An 18,545-nucleotide genomic window follows, 5' to 3' on the forward strand; every position below is an offset into this window, starting at 1 on the left:
AGGGAAAAGCAGTCCGGAGCCTAGGGGGCCGGGGAGCGGGTCGCAATGATGTGGGGCGTCCCGCGGAGGGGAACGCGGCGCTGGACCCGCGAGGGGGTTAGGGTCTGCCGGTCCGCCGGTGTGAGAGGTGTCTCGCGATGAAGCTCTGGGCCCGCTGGTTCCGCATCCCCTTCTGGCAGCGCGTGCTGGGCGCCTTCGTGCTGGGCGCGCTCGCTGGATGGGCGATGGGCGACCGCGCCGGCACGTGGCTCCAGCCGCTGGGCACACTCTACGTCCAGCTGATCCGGATGATCGCCACACCGCTGGTGTTCTTCGCCGTCATCCACGCGGTGTCCGCGCTGCGCGGCCAGAAGAGCGTGGCGGCGCTGGGCGGCCGCACCTTCCTCTGGTTCGCCGTCACCGCCGCGCTGGCCGTGGGCGTGGGCCTGGGCACCGCCGCCCTCACGAAGCCCGGCCTGGGCGTGGGCACGCTCCAGGCGGCCAGCGACTTCAAGCCCCGCCAGGTGCCCGGCCCCGTGCAGGTGCTGCTGGACGTGGTGCCCACCAACCCCTTCGCCGCGCTGGCGGAGGGCAAGATGCTCCAGGTCATCTTCTTCGCGGGCCTGCTGGGCTTCGCGCTGGTGAAGCTGGGGGACCGCACCGCGCGTCTGCGACAGCTCGTGGGCGAGGCCAGCGAGGCGATGATTCAAGTCACCCGCTTCGTGCTGGAGCTGACGCCGCTGGGCACCTTCGGCCTCATCGCCGCGCTGGTGGGCACGTACGGCTTCGAGCGCCTGCTGCCCCTGGGCACCTTCGTCCTCACGCTGTACCTCGCGTGCGCGGTGCACGTCGTCTTTGTGTACGGCGGGCTGCTCGCGGCGCACGGGCTCAACCCGCTGCGCTTCTTCCGGGGCGCCGCGCCGGGCATGCAGGTGGCGTTCGTCAGCTCCTCCAGCTTCGCGTCCATGCCGGTGGCCCTGCGCAGCATCACCCACAACCTGGGCGTGGACCGGGACTACGCGGCGTTCGCGGTGCCGCTGGGCGCCAGCATCAAGATGGACGGCTGCGGCGCCATCTACCCGGCGATGACGTCGCTCTTCATCGCGCAATACTTCGGCCTGACGCTGTCCGCGCCCCAGCTCTTCATCATCCTGCTGGCGTCCGTGCTGGGCAGCTTCGGCACCGCGGGCGTGCCCGGTACGGCGGTGGTGATGACCACCGTCGTCCTCAGCGCCGCGGGGCTGCCCCTGGAGGGGCTGGGCTACCTGCTGGCCATCGACCGGGTGCTGGACATGATGCGCACCCTCACCAACGTCACCGGCCAGATGCTGGTGCCCGTCCTGGTGGCCCGCGAGGAGGGCCTGCTGGACCTGGCCGTCTACAACCGCGCGTCCAGCAACGTGGGGCTGGAGGAAGAGCCCCAGCCCCCGTCGCCGGCCGCCTGAGCGCTACTTGCAGGTCTTGGCGGGCATCGAGTCGATCCAATCCGCGATGAGCTGCGAGCCCTCCGCGTGGTGAATCGTGCGGCCAATCTGCGGCATCATCTTGCCGGACTCCTCCGTGTGCAGCCGGTACCAGAGGATGGACTCGTCGTGCTTGCCGGGGACGATGTCGAACTCGCCGCCCACGCCCGCGCCCGCGGAGCCCGGGCGCTTGCACTCGCCCAGGCTGAACAGGCTGGTGTTGTCGAAGTTGAGGAACAGCTGGCTGGTGATGCCCGCCGTGCCCTTCGGGTTGTGGCAATGCGCGCAGTTGATGTCCAGGTACGTGCGCGCCCGCGTGTCCAGGCTCGCCACCTGCGGGTCGAACGCGTCCGGCGCCTTCGGCAGCTCCGCCTGGGCGGGCAGCCCGTCCAGCTTGCCCAGCGACGCCAGGTACTCCAGCTGGTCGCGCTCCACGCCGCCGTAGGTGTTCGTGCGGTGCAGGTAGCGCGCCTTCACGCCAATGGGGTGCATCACCTGCGTCCCCTGCGCGTCCACCAGGTGGTGGCACTGCTGGCACTGGTTCTTGGAGGGCACCGCGTACCGGAACGACCGGGTCTCCCCCTCCAGGTCGATGAACGTCACGTCCCGCACACGGCCGCCGGTGGCCAGCGTGGCCTCCGTCTGCTCGGTGTTCCAGACGTACGGCCACGCCTCCCAGCCGGAAGGCTGGTGCACCAGGACGCGCGTCTCGATGACCCGCACGTCCTGGTCCGGATTCCGCATGTCCGCCGGGAAGGCGAACGTCTTCGTGATGAGCGTCCCCACCGGCAGGTCCAGCGCGTCCACGGGCTGGTAGTGCGCCGTCTTGCCGGGGGGGATGTAGAGGGTGCGTGACTTGACCGAGTAGTCGGAGAACAGCGGCGTGGACAGGGTGTAGGGCAGGTTGCCCTCCACCGGGATGAGCCCTCCGTCCGCCGGGCTTCCGGTGAACAACCCGAAGCCCGACAGCGCGTTGGGGATCACCATCGGAGCCCCGGCGTCCACGGGCCCCGCGTCCGGAGCGCCCGCATCCAGCGTTCCGGCATCCGTGCCCGCGTCCGGTTCACCCGCGTCCCCCGTTCCGGCATCCGGCACGGAGGTCCCCGAGTCGGGTGTGGGCCCGGGGCCTTCCGGGTCGGAGGAACCGCAGGCCGCCAGCGTCAACGCCAACAGCACCACGGAGAGACGGGGGCTCACGAACGACGTCCACATGGGTGTCACGCTCCCTGACCTCGGTTACTGGATGAAGTCGCCAATCGTCAGCGCGGGGCTGAAGCCCGAGCAGGCGAACTCCGCCTTCGTGGCCGGGTAGTGCCGCGTGAGGGCCCACCCGCCCGCGAAGTTGCCCGTGGCCGCGGCCGCGCCCGCCGACACCAGGTCCAGGTCCGCGATGGCGTTGACGGTGCCCGAGGGCAGCGTGTTGTCGGTGAAGCAGATGTTGATGGGGTTCACCAGCGTGCGGGGATGGCCGTAGGGGTCCACGCCGTCCCACACCAGGTGCTCCACGCCCTTCGCGCCCTGCATCTCGCCGTAGGTGTAGAGCGCCGCCAGGGCCGCGCCCAGGGGCCGCAGCTGCGGGCTCAGGTTGCCGTTGTCCACGTTGTCGCCGCTGCCACCCTGGAAGGTGTTGCCGTGGATGTAGATGTCCGAGCTCTCGAAGTTGAAGCCACCCGCCGCCCACAGCGCGGTGTCATCCTCGATGGTGAGGCCGCTCAGCACCGCCACGTCCACCGTGTTGTTGTTGCCCCAGATGTTGCCCGTCAGCTCCACGCGGCGCGACGCCAGCATGAACGTGCCGGTGCCCGCCGGCACCTGAGACACCGTGCTGCTGCTGGCCGCGACGGAGGCGAAGTTGTGCCGGTTGTTGCCGGTGATGGTGTTGTTCTTCACGCGGATGTCGGTGCCCATGATGGGGTTGCCCGGCAGGTCGAACACCACCAGGCCCGTGGTGTTGTCCTGAGCCGTGTTGCCCAGCACGTAGGCGTACTTCGTGTTCTCGATCTCGATGCCCGCCACGTTCTGCTTCGCCACGCTGTTGCGCACGACGGCGTACTCCGTCTGGCCCACGTAGATGCCCGCGTCCGCGGCGTTGTACGCCTCGCAGTCCTCGATGAGGACGTACTTGGACTTCACCGGGTACAGGCCGTACTTGCCGTTGTCCTCCTTGTCGGCCTCCGCCCACTCCGTGCGCACGCGGCGCATGACGACGTCGGTGGAGGACTCCACGCGGATGGCGTCCTTCTTCGCGTTCCACACCGCCAGGTCGCTCACCGTGAAGCGGTTGCCCACCACGTCCAGGCCGTTGGAGTTCGACGCGGCGTGGGTGAACACCAGCACCGTGCTCTGCGCTCCGCCCGTGCCCTCGCCCTTCGTGCCCTTGCCCGCGCCCACCAGCGTGATGCCGTTCTGGCGGATGGTGATGGCGTTGTCGAAGGTGTACGTGCCCGCCGCCAACTGGACGGTGGTGCACTCGGCCAGCGTGTTCACCTGGTCCTGGAGCGCCTCCTCCTGGCCCGGCGCGAAGTTCAGCGTCGTCTGGGTCTTGCCCTCGCAGGAGAAGTCGCCCGCGCTGCCGCCGTCCCAGGGGATGCCCGTGTCCACGCTTCCCGCGTCGCTGCCCGCGTCCGTGTTCGTACCCGCGTCCACCTTCACGCCCGAGTCCGGCGTGGTGTCTTCCTCTTCCGGGCAGCCGGTCAGCGAGAGGGCCCCCACCAGGGCCAGAACGGTCGCGCGCGTAGCGCGAATCCACTGCAAACGGGGCATGTCGTTCCTCCGCGAGGCCGCTCCGCATGGGCCACGGGGAAGCGCCCGCGGCCCGCGAAGCAGCGGGAAGGCGGCATGCTCGGAGCAAAGACACACTGACGACAAGCACAAGTTTCACGCTTGTGCTTTGACGCAGCGTCCCTTCAGTCACGCTCAAAAAAGCACGCGCACGCGGTAAGCCTATCGTTCGCAATGTGTCCGGAATGCGAATGACGCACGGCCCCATGACAGGCGCCCGGACAGGCTCGCGGGCATGAGCGCCGTGCTCCCCGGAGCCGACCCGCGCGGTCATCTTGAGAAGGAGGTCGCGGCGCGGCTCCCCTCTCCCGCGACGGAAAGAACGAGGACGCCCATGCGCACTGGCCCCCTGGTGACCCTGGTGGTGGCGCTCGCGTCAGGTCCGGCCATGCCGGTCCTGGCGCAGCAGGACGAAGCGATGACTGCCCCGGAAGGCAATGATTCGCAGAACCTGGACGGCCAACAATCACTGACAAGTGATTCCGGCACCAACGCCTTCTGGGACAATTACTGGTATCAGCCGCCCGCCGACGCGTACCAATTCCAGCAGCCCCTCGCCGGCTCGTACCAGCTCGAACAGCCGATGGCCGGTTCGTACCAGCTCGAGCAGCCGCTCGTCGGCAGCTACCAGATCCAGCAACCGCTCATCGGCAGCTACCAGCTCCAACAGCCGCTCATCGGCAGCTACCAGCTCCAGCAGCCGCTGAATGGGACGTACCAGCTCCAGCAGCCGCTCATGGGGACGCAGCAGCAGCCGCTGCGCCACCGTTGAACGCGTTGGCTACCGCCGGGCGTTGAAGGTGTCGCACGCCTCCAGCGTCCCCTGCTCCAGACCGCGCTTGAACCAGGTCATGCGCTGCGCGGCGGAGCCATGGGTGAAGGACTCGGGGACGACATGGCCCCGGGCGCGCTTTTGGAGGGTGTCGTCGCCCACGGCGCTGGCGGCGCCCAGGCCCTCCTCCACGTCACCCTGCTCCAGGATGTTCCGCGCCTTCTGCGCGTGGTGGGCCCAGATGCCGGCGAAGCAGTCCGCCTGGAGCTCCGTCAGCACGGAGAGCTGGTTGGCCTGCTCCTCGCTCACGCGGTTGCGCAGGGACTGCACCTTGCGGGAGACGCCCAGCAGGTTCTGCACGTGGTGCCCCACCTCATGCGCGATGACGTACGCGCGGCCGAAGTCACCCGGCGCGCCGAAGCGGCTCTCCAGCTCGTCGAAGAAGCTCAGGTCCAGGTACACCTTCTGGTCGCCCGGACAATAGAAGGGCCCCACCGCGCTCTCCTGCATGCCGCACGCGGACTGCACCGCGTCCGAGAAGAGCACCATGTGCGGCTGCACGTAGCGCACGCCCTGGGGCTCCAGCAGGCCGGGCCAGGTGTCCTCGGTGTCCGCGAGCACGACGGAGGCGAAGTCCTTCAGCTCCTCCTGCCGCGGATCCACGTTCCCGGAGCCGCCCGTGCCCGGCTGCGAATAGGGAGAGGTGCGCGTGCCGATCTGCACGTCGGACGGGTCGCCGCCCAGCAGCATCACCAGCAGGGCCACCACCAGTGACGCGGCGCCACCGCCCACCGCGAGCGGGCGTCCGAAGCCACCACCCCGCCGGTCCTCGACGTTCGAGCTGCGACGTCCGCCTTCCCACCTCATCCCGTGCCCCCTGTTTCGCGAAGACGATCCGAGGACCAAGGTAGGCAGCGGGCCCTCCGTCAGCGACGGTGCGGCCCCAGGGCTGCCGGATGTCAGAAGGTCCGCAGGGCAGGCAGGCGGACGGGCCTTCGCCGCGCCTACTTGTTGGGAGAGAAGCCCACCGCGCCGGAGGCCACACGCGCGGCCGTGCCCAGGCGCTCCAGCAGCGCGGGACCGAAGTACTGGCGCCGGGACTCGCCCTGCCCCTCGCGCACCCGCTCCGGCGTGTCCAGGTAGCCCACGTAGCCGTTGGCGAGCCCCAGCACGTGCGTGGCCCCGGTGAGGTCCGCCAGCGCCCGGCCCGCGCCCACGGTGGGTTCACCCGGAATGGACAAGAGCTCCAGGGGCCCCAGCGCCAGCGCGTCCACCTCCGCCTCGCGCGGTGACGAACCGCACAGGAAGTTGTCCCCCGCCGCACGGGTGAAGGCGGGCACCAGCCGCGACGAGTCCGGCCGGGGCAGCGCCGTCTGGACACGCGCGAACGCCAGCCGCACCGGCGTCTCCACGGACGCCGGGGCCGCCCCGTCCGCCAGCGCCGACAGCTTGCGCGCGAAGCCCAGGGCGCGCTCGGGGCCCTGCCCTTCGTTGAAGGACACGGTCGCATTGCCCTCGCTACCCTGCACGAGCAGCGTGACGCCACTGCCAGCCTCCTCGCGCAGCGCGCTCAGCCGGCCCGGGAAGTCCGGATCCAACAGCTCCCGCTGCCGGGGAATGAGCGTGGCGTGCCCGGCGAACACCAGCACCTCCGCCACGGGCCCCTCCGCTCCGCGCAACACCGCCCGCGTGAGCTGGCCGTCCGGGGCATCCCCACCGGAGCGGGAATGGACGAGCCCCGCGTCCGCGGCGCCGCCCACCTCCAGTGTCACGTCCTTCATGGAGGCCGCGGCCTTCTCCAGCGCCTCGCTCGCGCCCTCCACCACCGCGTTCACGGACGCCTCCCGGTAGCGCCCCGTGCCGGAGAGCTGGGCCGCCCACCGCGCGTCGTAGCCTCCAAAGGAGGAGTGCGTGTGCGTGGCCACCACCAGCACCTCCTTCACCCCGGCCTTCGCGGCGCGCTCGCGCACCCGCGCCGTGATTTCCGGCGTCACCAGGAGCAGCTCCAGCGACACCACGCCCACACGCGCGCCACCGGCCTCCAGGACCAGGGCCCTCGCATGGAGGGGGAGCTCGGCCTGGCTCGCCTCGGGCCGGGGTGGGACGTAGCCCGCCACCACCACCGGATAGGGAGGGGAGAGGGCCACCTTCGCCGCGCCCGCGCGCAGGGGGCCTTCGCCACGCACCTGTGACAGCACCTCGGGCGTGCGCTCCTCCCACTTCCCGCACCAGTTCCAGGAGGCGAGCGCGTAGGCGGCCCCGGCCGTTAGCAAGGCGAAGGGCAGCAAGGGACGGAGGAAGGAGCGCCGGGAAGAGGACATGCCGGAGGGCAGCGTAACCCCTCGGCGCTTCCAGGCGGCTCCTACCTTTCAGGCCACGGCACCTTGCCTGGCCTACAAGGGCCGACGTCGGCTGATGGTGGAATACCCACCTTCAAGGCGTGCGTTCCTGTTCCGCTTCGAGGTCGAAAGGGGTAAGGCAGCGCGCCATGTGCGGCATCTTCGGAATCGTGGGTCACGGAGAGGCGTCCAACCTGACGTACCTGGGGTTGCACGCCCTGCAGCACCGCGGACAGGAGTCCGCCGGAATCGTCGCGTCCGACGGGAACACCCTGCGCGCGCACCGGCAGATGGGCCTGGTCGCGGACATCTTCACCGCGCCGGTGATTGAAGGGCTCCCCGGCAAGGCGGCCATCGGCCACGTGCGCTACAGCACGGCGGGTGGCAGCGGCATCAAGAACGCCCAACCGCTGTTCGTGAACTACGCGGGCGGCCAGTTCTCCATCGCGCACAACGGCAACCTGGTGAACGCGGTGGAGCTCAAGGCGGAGCTGGAGTCGGAGGGCGCGCTGTTCCAGTCGGACGCGGACACGGAGGTGGTGATGCACCTCCTCGCCCGCTCCAAGCAGCCCACCTTCGAGGCGCGCCTCGTGGAGGCGCTGCGCCGGGTGGAGGGCGCGTACAGCATCCTGCTCCTCACCGAGGACAAGCTCATCGCGGTGCGCGACCCCAACGGCTTCCGGCCGCTGGTGCTGGGCAAGATGAAGGAAGGCGCGTACGTGCTCGCCAGCGAGACGACGGCGCTGGACCTCATCGAAGCGGAAATCGTGCGCGAGCTGGAGCCGGGCGAGCTGGTCGTCATCGAGAACGGCGTGCTGCGCTCCAGCATGCCCTTCAAGCCCGCGCCCCGGCTGGGCCGCTGCATCTTCGAGCACGTCTACTTCGCCAAGCCGGACTCGGTGCTCTTCGGCAGCAGCGTGTACGAGGTGCGCAAGCGCCTGGGCATGCAGCTGGCGCGCGAGCAGCCCGCGGAGGCCGACCTGGTCATCGCGGTGCCGGACTCGGGCGTGCCCGCGGCCATCGGCTTCTCGCAGGCGAGCGGCATCCCCTACGACGTGGGCCTCATCCGCAGCCACTACGTGGGCCGCACCTTCATCGAGCCGCAGCAGTCCATCCGCCACTTCGGCGTGAAGCTGAAGCTGTCCGCCGTGCGCCAGGTGCTCAAGGGCAAGCGCGTGGTGGTGGTGGACGACTCCATCGTGCGCGGCACCACCAGCCGCAAGATCGTGAAGATGCTCAAGGCCGCGGGCGCCGTGGAGGTGCACCTGCGCATCTCGTCGCCGCCCACGCAGTGGCCCTGCTACTACGGCATCGACACGCCCAGCCGCACGGAGCTCATCGCGGCCAGCCACACCACGGAGGAGATCGCGAAGTACGTGACGGCGGACTCCCTGGGCTACCTGTCGCTGGAGGGCCTGGGCACGGCGGTGGAGGACCCGAAGCGGAGCACCTACTGCACCGCGTGCTTCTCCGGGCAGTACCTCACCGAAAAGCTGTCCCAGAGCGCGGGTGCCACCAAGCTCAGCGCCTGAGGTGTCAGCCGCGCCTTCGGGCCGGCCCGGGCTCGCCCAGGCGGAGCGGCAGTTCGTCCGCTCCGTCGTCGCGGGCCTCGTGTTGTTGGGCGCGGTCGCCGTCGCGGGGCCGCTGCTCTCCTACCGAAGTGACGTCGCCGGAGCCCGTGCGGAGTTCCAGTCCCGCATGACGCGCGAGGCCCGCGTCTACGCGGAGGCGCTGGGCCTGCACCTGAAGCTGCTCCAGACGGAGCTGTTGCGCGTGTCCGAAGGCGTGGGCCCGGACGTGAAGCGCGAACTGCCCACCGAGGACCTCCAGGACCTCACCACGCCCCGCGCCGGCCTCTTCCACGCGGGCGTGATGGTGCTGGACGCGCAGGGCAAGCTGCGATGGAGCGACCCGCCGCTCGACGAGGCGCAAGCCCAGGACGGCTTCGCCACGCGCCCCTGGTTCCAGCAGGTGCTCGCGCGCCAGACGTCGGTGGTGGACGCCATCGCGCCGGGCGCGTCCCTCTTCGTCGTCGCGGTGCCGGTGGTGCGCGCGGGCGAAACGACCGCGGTGCTCGCGGGCCTGCTGGACACGGGGACGGCGCTGCCGGGCGGACGGCCCCTGAGCAACGACCTGGAGCTGCTCGTCCTCAACGCCTCGGGAGACCTCTTCCTGCCGAGCGCGCCGCCCTCGTGGGCCAACGTGTCGCGAGCGTCCGGGGAGCTGCGCGACTTCATCCGCGAGGGCGTCCGGCCCCCGTCCCTGGACGCGATGCCGGAGACCTTCCTCACCGCCACGCCCGTGCCCGGCACGGGGCTGCACCTGGTGCTCGCCGCGGATGAGACAGCTCTGCTGTCCGGGCTGCGCGACCGCTTCCTCGTGCAGCTGCTGGTGCTGGCGCTGCTCCAGGTGGGCACGCTGGTGCTCTTCACCGTCCACTGGCGCCGCGTCTACGGCCTGTTCCGCGAGGTCGAATCGCGCTCCGCTCGGCAGGAGAAGATGGCCGCGCTGGGCAGCGCCGCCAGCCTCATCGCGCATGAGGTGAAGAACTCCCTCAACGGCCTCAAGGCCGCCACTGGCCTCGTCTCTCCTGAAGGCGAGGGTGGGCTCGTGGTGCGCACGCTGCACGGGCAGATTGACCGGCTGGCGCACCTGGCCACGTCGCTGCTCAACTTCGGCAAGCCGCCCGTCGTTCGCCGCGTGGACGTGAACCTGTCGCAGCTGGTGCGTGACGTGGTGGAAGGCCTGCGCTCGCTGCCGGAGGCGGGCGAGGTGCGCGTGGACGTGGACGTGCCCCCGGACGCGGCGCCCCTGTCCTGCGACCCGCTGCTCCTCACCACCGCGCTGGACAACCTGGTGCGCAACGCGATGGAGGCCACGGTGGCGGCCAAGGACCTGGGCAAGGTGACCGAGCCCCAGGTGCGCGTGCGAGCCCGCCTGGACGCGGACGCCGCGGTGGTGACGGTGGAGGACAACGGGGGCGGGCCGCCGCCGGACGTGGAGGGGCACCTCTTCGAGCCCTTCCACACCTCCAAGCCCAAGGGCATCGGCCTGGGGCTGGCAATGACACGCCAGGCGCTGGAGCATCAGGGCGGACAGCTCACCTTCGAGCGCCTCCCCGACGGCAGCCGCTTCCTCCTCCACCTTCCCCGAGTGCCCCGGCCATGAGCCTCCCCGTCCTCTTGGTGGATGATGACCGCGCCTTCTCGACCGTCGCGGCGGTGGCGCTGCAACGCGAGGGCTTCAGCCTCACGGTGGCGCACTCGCTGCACGAGGCCCGCGCGTCGCTCGCGAAGGCCACGCCCGTGCTGTTGGTGCTGGACCGCCGCCTGCCGGATGGAGACGGGCTCTCGTTCCTGCCCGAGCTGAAGGCGCACGCGCCCGGCGTGGCGGTGGTGATGGTGACGGCGCACGGGGACATCGCCAGCGCGGTGGACGCGGTGCGAGCGGGCGCGGCGGACTACCTGGCCAAGCCCGTGGAGCTGGCGGACCTGGTGCTGCGCGCGCGCCGGGCCGTGGACGCGAGCCGTTTGAGGGACCGCCTGGAGACGGCGGAGGCGGAGCTGTCCGGCCGCCGCCGGCTGGTGCCCCCCACGTCCGCCGCGATGCAGCGGGTGTTCGCGATGCTGGAGCGCATCGCCGCGTCGCCGCGAAGCCCGGTGCTGCTCTTGGGCGAGACGGGCGTGGGCAAGGAGCAGCTCGCGCGGCACCTGCATGCGCTCGCGTCGAAGGACGGGGGCGCGCCCTTCGTGCACATCAACTGCGCGGCGCTGCCCGAGCAGACGGTGGAGAGCGAGCTGTTCGGCCACGAGAAGGGCGCCTTCACCGATGCGCGCTCCGCGAGGCGCGGGCTGGTGGAGGTGGCCCACGGCGGCGTGCTCTTCCTGGATGAAGTGGGCGAGCTGCCGCTCCCGCTCCAGGCGAAGCTGCTGACGTTCCTGGACTCAGGGCGCTTCCGCCGGCTGGGCGGCACCACGGAGCAGACGAGCACCGCGCGCATCGTGGCCGCCACCAACCGGGACCTGCCGAAGCAGATGTCGGGCGGCAACTTCCGCGAGGACCTCTGGTTCCGCCTGGGTGTGTTCCGCATCGACATCCCCCCGCTGCGAAAGCGGCGCGAGGACATCCTCCCGCTGGCGGAAGGGATGCTCGCGGACCTGGGCCGCGAGCTGGGCCGGCGCGACGTCAGTCTGGGAGCGAAGGCCCGCGCGAGGCTCGCGGCCTATGCGTTCCCGGGCAACGTGCGCGAGCTGCGCAACATCCTGGAGCGGGCGCTGGTGCTGGAGCCTGGACCGGAGCTGGAGCTGGAGGTGCTTGGCGGCACGCCCTCCGTGAGCGGCGCGGTGAAGGTGGAGGCACCGGCCGCGGTGGCGCCGGGAGCCTTCAGCGTGACGGAGCCCGTGCCCATGGAGGACCTGGAGCAGGCCTACGTGCGCTGGGTCCTGGAGCGGCTGGGTGGCCGGCGCATGGAGGCGGCGAAGGCGCTCGGGTTGTCCTATCCGACCTTCCTCAAGCGCCTGGGCGACACCTGAAGCGATTTGCAGTGCCCGCGATGAAAGGATTTTGAAGTCGCGGGCAATGAAAGGATTTTGAAGCCACGCGGCGCCGCATCCGCGCGGATTTGCTGGGGTCAGGCCGGGCACACGGCTTGCGAAGGGGCTCCTCCGGATTCTCACCGGAGCCTGCCGCTTGCGCCGTTCCCTCCCCGCACTCATCGCCCTGGGCACCCTGGTCGGCCTCACCGCCGGTGCCGAGCAGCACCCCACGTCCCCCGCCACGCTGCTGCTCTCCACCCTGCCGGACGACGACGGTCTGGCGGAGCTGCTCTGGGAGCACTCCGCGGACTTCGCGGACGACCGTGCCCGCCTCGCGGCGTCGCGAGCGGATCACCAGCGCACGCACCTGCTGCCCAATCCGGAGCTGGACGTGTCGATGAACACCATCCCCATCGGCGCCACGAACCCGCCGGGCCTGCGCCGCCTGGACGACGTGCCCAACTATGTCGTGGGCGTGTCGGAGCTGGTGGAGCTGGGCAAGCGGGGCCCGCGTCAGGACGCGGCGAAGGCGGCGCTGTCCGCCACCACGCTGGACGTGCACGCCGCGCTGAGGGCCCGCACGTACGACGTGCTGGAGCGGGCGGCGGAAGTGGCCACCACGGAGGTGCGCATCGCGGAGCTGACGAAGCTCACCGACGACGCGCTGAAGCTCACGGACCTGCAACGCGCCAGACAGCAGCACGGCGACGCCGCGGGCCTGGACGTGGACCGCTCCACGTTGGAGGCGCAGTCGCTGGAGACGTCGCTGGGAGAGGAGCGCGTGAAGCTCACGGATGCGCTGCTCGCCTGCGCGCAGCTCGCGGGCATCCCGTGTGAGCCGTTCGGAAGCCACGAGCGGGCAATGGCCTTCCTCCAGGCGAGGCTCGACCGAGGGCCCGCGCCCGCCGCCATCGAAGCCCGGCCGGACCTGCGGGCCCTGAGCGCGCAGGAGGACTCCGCGCGGTCCTCGCTGACGTTGGCGCAGCGCCGCTGGATTCCGGATCCGACGGTGCGAGCTGGCTACACGCGAGACCAGTTCATGATCTCCGGCAACCAGAAGAACTCCCTCTTCGTGGGCCTGTCGATTCCGCTCCCCCTCTTCGACCACGGTCAGGCGGACGCGCACGCCGCCAGCGCGAGCGCCCAGTCCGCGAGGGCCGCGCGGGAGCTGCTCACGGCCCAGGCCTCGCGCGAAACGGACACGCTGAACCAGCAGCTGCGATCCGTGCAGGAGCGCCGGCAGAAGCTCCACACGCAGACGCTGCCGCTGGCCGAAGGCGTGGTGCAGCGCCTGGACGCGGCGGTGAAGGCCGGAGGCGCGGCGTTGCAGGACCTGCTCCTCGCGCGCCGGACCTACGGAGAGCTGGTGTTGCACGCGGCCGACCTGGACCAGACCGCCTACCGCCTCACCATCGCCATCGCCCGTGCCAGCGCCGCCGGTCCGCGCGCACCGGAAACGCTGAACAACCCCCGTTCCTGATCTCCCCCCTTACAGAAAGCCCCCCATGAACACCCCCGACACCGCCGCCGCTCCGACGTCCAGCACCACTCCATCCCGCCGAGCCCCGGTCTGGATTGCCTTCGCGGGAGCAGGCCTGCTGGGCACCGGAGTGCTGCTCTACGCACTGGCCCCCACGGACTCCGTCGCGGAGAGCGAGACGGCCATCAGCGGCCCCACCGTGAAGGGTGAGACGGTGCACCTTCCGGACGACGCGCCGCAGTGGCACTACGTGCAGCTCGCCGTGGCCACCGAGGGCAGCGCCCTCACGCCGCTCCCCTCCCCTGCGCGAGTGCAGTTCGACGAGGCACGCACCGCATCCGTGGGGGCCCCGCTCGCGGGCCGAGTGGAAGAAGTCCGCGTGCGGCCCGGCGACCGCGTGAAGCAGGGTGACGACCTCTTCAGCGTGCGCTCCGGCGCCTACGCGGAGCTCGTGCGCGAACAGCGCGGCGCTGAAGCCGAGCTCGCGGAGAAGCGCCGCAACGCGGACCGCCTCAAGGAGCTGGTGGCCCTGCGAGCCGTCCCGGAGAAGGAGTTCCTCGCCGCGCAGACGGAGCTGCGTCAGGCCGAACTCTCCCTGGAAGCCGCCAAGGCAAAGCAAGGCAGCCTCCGAGTGTCCTCCCGAGGCGAGAACCTCTTCTGGGTGACGGCGCCGCGCTCCGGCACGGTGGTGGACCTGGACCTGGTGGCCAGCCAGGAGGTGACGCCGGACCGCGACAAGCCGCTCGTGCGTCTGTCGGACCTGGATCAGGTGATGGTGGTCGCGGACCTCCAGGAGGCGGACGCGCTGGACATGTCCCCCGGCCAGGACGTCACGGTCACCACGCGAGACGGCATCGTCCGCGCAGGCAAGGTGGACCGCGTCTCCGAAGTGGTGGATCCGCTGCGTCGCACCGTGGAGGTGCGCGTGCGAGTCCCCAACAACGACCGCCGCTTCCGTCCCAACGCCTTCGTGGAGGTGACGCCCACGGCGCCCGAGGGCGTCAAGCGCGTGCGGGTGCCTGACAGCGCGGTGGTGACGGACGGAGCGCGCTCGGTGGTCTTCGTCGCCCGGGACTCGAACCGCCTGGAGCGGGTCGCCGTGACGCCGGGCCGCCGCCGCGACGGCGAGGTGGAGCTGCGTGGAGGCCTCGCCTCTGGAGACCGGTTCGTCGCCCGGGGCGCGCTGCTCCTGGAGAACCAGATCGAACTGGCGGACTGAAGTCCCCGCGACGGAACGAAAGACGCCCATGTTCGAAAAGCTCGTCGACTTCAGTCTGAAGAACCGCGCGGCGGTGGTGTTCCTCACGCTGCTCATCGCCATCTGGGGGTACTTCTGCTTCCGCGACCTCACCGTGGAAGCCTTCCCGGATCCCACCGACACGCAGGTCAACGTCATCACCCTCTACCCGGGCCAGCCGTCCGAAGAGGTGGAGCGCCAGATTGGCCTCCCGCTGGAGCGCGCCCTCAACGGCATCCCGGGCCTGACACGCCTGCGCAACCTCTCCATGTTCGGCCTGTCGTTCGTGACGCTGAGCTTCAACGACAACACCGACGTGCTCTTCGCCCGAGCCCAGGTGCTGGAGCGCCTGCGCGACGCGGAGTTGCCGGAGGGCCTCACGCCCTCCCTGGGCCCGCTGGCGACGCCCATCGGAGAGATCTACCGCTACACGCTGAAGGGCGCGAAGGGCGACCCGATGAAGCTGCGCACCCTCCAGGACTGGGTGGTGCGGCCGGGCCTCTTGCGAGTGGACGGCGTGGCGGACGTCGTCAGCTACGGAGGCCTCCTCAAGGAGATCCACATCCAGCCGGATCCCGCGAGGCTCGCGGCGTTCGGCCTCACGCTGGACGACGTGGAGGACGCGCTGAAGGACGGCTCGGAGAACGCGAGCGGCGGCGTGCTGGAGCGAGGCTCCGAACAGTTCGTCATCCGCAGCGAGGGCCTCTTCCGCTCGCTGGAAGACATCCGCGATGTGCGGGTGGCCACGCACGAAGGCACGCCCGTGTTCCTCAAGGACGTGGCGGACGTGAACGAAGGCTGGTCCCCCCGCCAGGGCGTGGTCAGCCGGGACGGCGACGGTGACGTGGTGCAGGGCATCGTGCTGATGCGCCGGGGAGAGAACCCCTCCGTGGTGCTCTCCCGCGTGCGTGACGCGGTGGCCGCGGTGAACGGCCGCCTCCAGGGGGACGACGCTCAGATTGATCCGTTCTACGACCGCACGGACCTGGTGAACACGACGTTGCGCACGGTGGGCCACAACCTGCTGGAGGGCGCGCTGCTCGTCACGCTGGTCCTCTTCATCTTCCTCTTGGATCTGCGGGCCGCCATCGTCGTGGGCGTCCTGATTCCCCTCTCACTGCTGGCGTCGTTCATCTACCTGAAGATGCGAGGCATGTCGGCGAACCTGCTGTCCATGGGCGCGGTGGACTTCGGCGTCATCGTGGACGGAGGCGTGGTCATCATCGAGAGCATCCTGGCGCGAATGTCCGGCCACCAGTACGAGGGAGAAACCCCGCTCGAACGCATCCAGCGCGCGACGAAGGCGGTGGTGCGCCCCACGGTGTTCTCGCTGCTCATCATCATCGCGGCGTACCTGCCCATCTTCATGTTGCAGCGGGTGGAGGGCCGCATCTTCGCGCCCATGGCGAACACGGTGGTGGCGGCGCTCTTGGGCGCGCTCGTCTTCTCCGTCACGCTCATCCCGGTGCTGGCGTCGTTCGTCTACCGCAAGCCGGTGAAGCACAGGGAATCACCGGTGCTGCGAGCGGCGGACAAGGCCTACGGGCCCGTGCTGACCTGGAGCCTCAAGCATCCGGGCACCGTGGTCGCGGTGTGCACGGCGGGCCTGCTCTTCGCGGGGGCGCTCGTCCCGCGCATGGGCAGCGAGTTCCTCCCAGCGCTCAACGAAGGCAGCCTCTACCTGACCTTCACCATGCCCTCGAACATCTCCCTGTCGGAGGGCCGCAAGCTGGTGCCGCGAATCGAAGGCCTGCTGCGCCAGGCGCCGCAGGTGGACGGAGTGCTCAGCCAGTTGGGCCGCCCGGAGGACGGCACCGACGCGAAGCTCACCAACAACCTGGAGTTCTTCGTGAAGCTCAAGCCACCCGCCGAGTGGCCCAAGAGCACGCCGAAGCTGGACGACGTGCTGGAGGTCCTCCAGCGCTCCGTGTCGGAGGTGCCGGGCATGGAGGTGAGCTTCAGCCAGCCCATCGGCGACAACGTGAATGAGAGCATCAGCGGCCAGCAGGGCCAGCTCGCGGTGAAGCTCTTCGGTGACGACCTCCAGGTGCTCCAGGAGTATTCGCAGAAGGTGAAGCGCACGCTGTCGCGGGTGGACGGCGTCGCGGACCTGGGCATCGTGAAGAGCGGTGAGGTGCCCAGCATCCAGGTGACCCCGGACCGCGTGGCGCTGGCCCGCCACGGCATGTCGCTGGGCGACTTCCAGCACGTCTTCCAGACTGCCGTGGGCGGCCGGCCGCTCAGCGAGTTCTGGGAGGGCGAGCGCCGCTTCGACGTGGTGATGCGCCTGCCCATGTCCAGCCGCGACGACGTGGAGAAGATCTCCCGCCTGCGCGTGCCCGTGGAGGGAGGCGTGCTGGTGCCGCTGAGCGAACTGGCCAAGGTGAAGACAGGCTTCGGCCGGGCATCCATCAACCGCGAGAACGGTAGGCGTTACATCGGCGTGCGCATGAACGTGCGAGGCCGGGACCTGGGCTCCTTCGTGAAGGACGCGCAGTCGCTGGTGGAGAAGGAAGCCGCGCCCCCCGCGGGAATCAGCGTCGAATGGGGCGGCGAGTTCGAGAGCAAGGAGCGCGCGATGGACCGGCTCCTCACCGTGCTGCCGGTGGCGCTGGTGCTCACGCTGCTGCTGCTCTTCAAGGCGTTCAACTCCTTCGGCCGAGCGGTGGTGACGCTGCTCAACGTGCCCTTCGCACTGATGGGAGGTGTGTTCGGCCTCTACTGGGCGGGCATGCCGCTGAGCGTGGCGGCGGCGGTGGGCTTCATCGCGCTCATCGGACAGGCGGCGCTCAACGGCGTGCTGGTGATGAGCGCCATCGCGGAGCGGAGGGAAGCCGGAGAGTCGCTGGACGACGCCATCATCCACGGCAGCCGCGAACGCCTGCGCCCGGTGCTGATGACCGCCGCGCTGGCGGCACTGGGCCTGGTGCCGGCCTGCCTGAGCAACGGCATCGGCTCGGAGATGCAGAAGCCCCTGGCCATCGTCATCGTGTCCGGAACCATCTCCGCGTGCGCGCTGACGCTGGTGCTCCTGCCGGTGCTCTTCCGTATCTTCGCCCGCTTCACGGAGCAGGTCGTGGACCGGATGCCCGAACAACTGTTGCGCGTGGTGCCCGGAGCGAAGAACCTCCGCAAGGCAGGCTGATTGAAGTTCACGGAGCCCCATGACGACCTGGATGCGTGGAGTCTGCGAAACCAACGGCATCAACCTCCACTACCTCCGGACCGGAGGCGCCAACCCTCCCGTCGTCCTGCTCCATGGATTGATCGGGAGCGGCGCCTGCTGGACTCCCGTGGCGCGCGTGCTCGAAGGTGAATTCGACGTCGTCATGCCCGACGCCCGAGGGCATGGCGATTCGAGCACGCCGAACCACGGCTACCGGTACGACGATCACGCGAACGACGTCGTGGGCCTCATCCGCGGCCTGGAACTCTCGCGTCCGGTCGTGATGGGGCACTCGATGGGCGGAATGACCGCCGCCGTGGTGGCGAGTCGAGGGACGGACCTCCGCGGCCTCATCCTCGTCGACCCGACGTTCTTGAGCCCCGAGCGCCAACGCGAGGTGCACGCCAGCGACGTGGCCGAGCAACACCGCCAGGCGCTCGGCCTGAGCAGGTCCGAGCTCGTGGCACAGGCCATCGTCCGGCAGCCGCACCGCTCGCCCGAGCTCATCGAGCTTCTCGCCGAGGCGAGACTGAAGACCCACCTGGAGGCCTTCGACGTCCTCACGCCGCCCAACCCCGACTATCGCGACGTGGTGAGCGCGACGGACGTCCCCATCCTCCTCGTCATCGGGGACCGCGGCCCCGTCGTCACGTTCGAGATGGCAACGGAGCTGCGAAGCCTCAACCCACGCGTGCGAATCGAAGAGATTCAAGACGCCGGCCACGGCCTCCCGTATGACCAACCCGAGCGCCTGGCGGAGGTGGTCGCGTCGTTCATGCGTGAGCTGGCCTGA

Annotated in this window: 13 protein-coding genes; 9 read left to right on the forward strand and 4 right to left on the reverse strand. The window is 70.2% G+C overall.

Features of this window, described 5'->3' with window-relative positions; all coding sequences use genetic code 11:
* The first annotated feature begins 137 nt into the window (after positions 1 to 137).
* Entirely contained in the window at positions 138 to 1,424 is a 1,287-nt protein-coding gene (locus D7X30_RS06565; protein WP_120561987.1) for a dicarboxylate/amino acid:cation symporter, read from the forward strand.
* A 3-nt stretch (positions 1,425 to 1,427) separates the two neighbouring features.
* Here D7X30_RS06565 and D7X30_RS06570 read toward each other — a convergent pair whose 3' ends face one another.
* Both D7X30_RS06570 and D7X30_RS06575 read right to left on the reverse strand, forming a co-directional pair.
* On the reverse strand, positions 1,428 to 2,639 hold the full coding sequence (locus D7X30_RS06570; RefSeq protein ID WP_233591427.1) for an SO2930 family diheme c-type cytochrome: 1,212 nt from the start codon (positions 2,637 to 2,639) through the stop codon (positions 1,428 to 1,430).
* 39 nt (positions 2,640 to 2,678) lie between these two features.
* Positions 2,679 to 4,205: a parallel beta-helix domain-containing protein gene (locus D7X30_RS06575; RefSeq protein WP_120561989.1), complete on the reverse strand. Its 1,527-nt coding sequence runs from the start codon at positions 4,203 to 4,205 to the stop codon at positions 2,679 to 2,681.
* Between the two features lie 352 nt (positions 4,206 to 4,557).
* On the opposite strand from D7X30_RS06575, the gene D7X30_RS06580 reads away from it, so the two are divergent.
* Positions 4,558 to 4,995 carry a hypothetical protein gene (locus D7X30_RS06580; protein ID WP_120561990.1) on the forward strand — a complete coding sequence of 146 codons (438 nt, stop codon included), beginning with the start codon at positions 4,558 to 4,560 and terminating at the stop codon, positions 4,993 to 4,995.
* Between the two features lie 9 nt (positions 4,996 to 5,004).
* Here the strand turns inward: D7X30_RS06580 and D7X30_RS06585 are convergent, their stop codons facing one another.
* The gene (locus tag D7X30_RS06585) at positions 5,005 to 5,862 is read right to left on the reverse strand and encodes a neutral zinc metallopeptidase (protein ID WP_120561991.1); all 858 of its coding nucleotides are present in this window, start codon (positions 5,860 to 5,862) and stop codon (positions 5,005 to 5,007) included.
* A 137-nt stretch (positions 5,863 to 5,999) separates the two neighbouring features.
* Positions 6,000 to 7,316, reverse strand: coding sequence for a neutral/alkaline non-lysosomal ceramidase N-terminal domain-containing protein (locus D7X30_RS06590; protein WP_120561992.1), 1,317 nt, complete (start codon positions 7,314 to 7,316; stop codon positions 6,000 to 6,002).
* Between the two features lie 167 nt (positions 7,317 to 7,483).
* Here D7X30_RS06590 and purF point away from each other — a divergent pair, with 167 nt between their 5' ends.
* The 7 genes from purF to D7X30_RS06625 all read left to right on the forward strand — a co-directional run bounded on the left by purF (position 7,484) and on the right by D7X30_RS06625 (position 18,545).
* Positions 7,484 to 8,866, forward strand: a complete 1,383-nt coding sequence (purF, locus tag D7X30_RS06595; RefSeq protein ID WP_233591428.1) for an amidophosphoribosyltransferase — start codon at positions 7,484 to 7,486, stop codon at positions 8,864 to 8,866.
* A 1-nt stretch (position 8,867) separates the two neighbouring features.
* Positions 8,868 to 10,502 carry a sensor histidine kinase gene (locus tag D7X30_RS06600; RefSeq protein ID WP_233591429.1) on the forward strand — a complete coding sequence of 545 codons (1,635 nt, stop codon included), beginning with the start codon at positions 8,868 to 8,870 and terminating at the stop codon, positions 10,500 to 10,502.
* The gene (locus D7X30_RS06605; protein ID WP_120561995.1) at positions 10,499 to 11,866 is read left to right on the forward strand and encodes a sigma-54 dependent transcriptional regulator; all 1,368 of its coding nucleotides are present in this window, start codon (positions 10,499 to 10,501) and stop codon (positions 11,864 to 11,866) included. Before D7X30_RS06600 ends, D7X30_RS06605 begins: the two co-directional genes overlap by 4 nt.
* A 157-nt stretch (positions 11,867 to 12,023) precedes the next feature.
* Positions 12,024 to 13,349: a TolC family protein gene (locus D7X30_RS06610; protein WP_120561996.1), complete on the forward strand. Its 1,326-nt coding sequence runs from the start codon at positions 12,024 to 12,026 to the stop codon at positions 13,347 to 13,349.
* Between the two features lie 25 nt (positions 13,350 to 13,374).
* On the forward strand, positions 13,375 to 14,568 hold the full coding sequence (locus D7X30_RS06615; RefSeq protein ID WP_120561997.1) for an efflux RND transporter periplasmic adaptor subunit: 1,194 nt from the start codon (positions 13,375 to 13,377) through the stop codon (positions 14,566 to 14,568).
* Between the two features lie 28 nt (positions 14,569 to 14,596).
* Positions 14,597 to 17,731, forward strand: coding sequence for an efflux RND transporter permease subunit (locus D7X30_RS06620; protein WP_120561998.1), 3,135 nt, complete (start codon positions 14,597 to 14,599; stop codon positions 17,729 to 17,731).
* 19 nt (positions 17,732 to 17,750) lie between these two features.
* Positions 17,751 to 18,545, forward strand: a complete 795-nt coding sequence (locus tag D7X30_RS06625; protein ID WP_120561999.1) for an alpha/beta fold hydrolase — start codon at positions 17,751 to 17,753, stop codon at positions 18,543 to 18,545.

It is taken from the genome of Corallococcus sp. AB011P (assembly GCF_003611605.1).
GTDB lineage: Bacteria > Myxococcota > Myxococcia > Myxococcales > Myxococcaceae > Corallococcus > Corallococcus coralloides.

What these genes read in the sequence shown, in the direction of transcription:
- D7X30_RS06565 (WP_120561987.1), top strand. Translation starts at nt 138, where the DNA reads ATGAAGCTCTGGGCCCGCTGGTTCCGCATCCCCTTCTGGCAGCGCGTG.
- D7X30_RS06575 (WP_120561989.1), bottom strand. Translation starts at nt 4,205, where the DNA reads ATGCCCCGTTTGCAGTGGATTCGCGCTACGCGCGCGACCGTTCTGGCC.
- D7X30_RS06580 (WP_120561990.1), top strand. Translation starts at nt 4,558, where the DNA reads ATGCGCACTGGCCCCCTGGTGACCCTGGTGGTGGCGCTCGCGTCAGGT.
- D7X30_RS06585 (WP_120561991.1), bottom strand. Translation starts at nt 5,862, where the DNA reads ATGAGGTGGGAAGGCGGACGTCGCAGCTCGAACGTCGAGGACCGGCGG.
- D7X30_RS06590 (WP_120561992.1), bottom strand. Translation starts at nt 7,316, where the DNA reads ATGTCCTCTTCCCGGCGCTCCTTCCTCCGTCCCTTGCTGCCCTTCGCC.
- purF (WP_233591428.1), top strand. Translation starts at nt 7,484, where the DNA reads ATGTGCGGCATCTTCGGAATCGTGGGTCACGGAGAGGCGTCCAACCTG.
- D7X30_RS06605 (WP_120561995.1), top strand. Translation starts at nt 10,499, where the DNA reads ATGAGCCTCCCCGTCCTCTTGGTGGATGATGACCGCGCCTTCTCGACC.
- D7X30_RS06615 (WP_120561997.1), top strand. Translation starts at nt 13,375, where the DNA reads ATGAACACCCCCGACACCGCCGCCGCTCCGACGTCCAGCACCACTCCA.
- D7X30_RS06620 (WP_120561998.1), top strand. Translation starts at nt 14,597, where the DNA reads ATGTTCGAAAAGCTCGTCGACTTCAGTCTGAAGAACCGCGCGGCGGTG.
- D7X30_RS06625 (WP_120561999.1), top strand. Translation starts at nt 17,751, where the DNA reads ATGACGACCTGGATGCGTGGAGTCTGCGAAACCAACGGCATCAACCTC.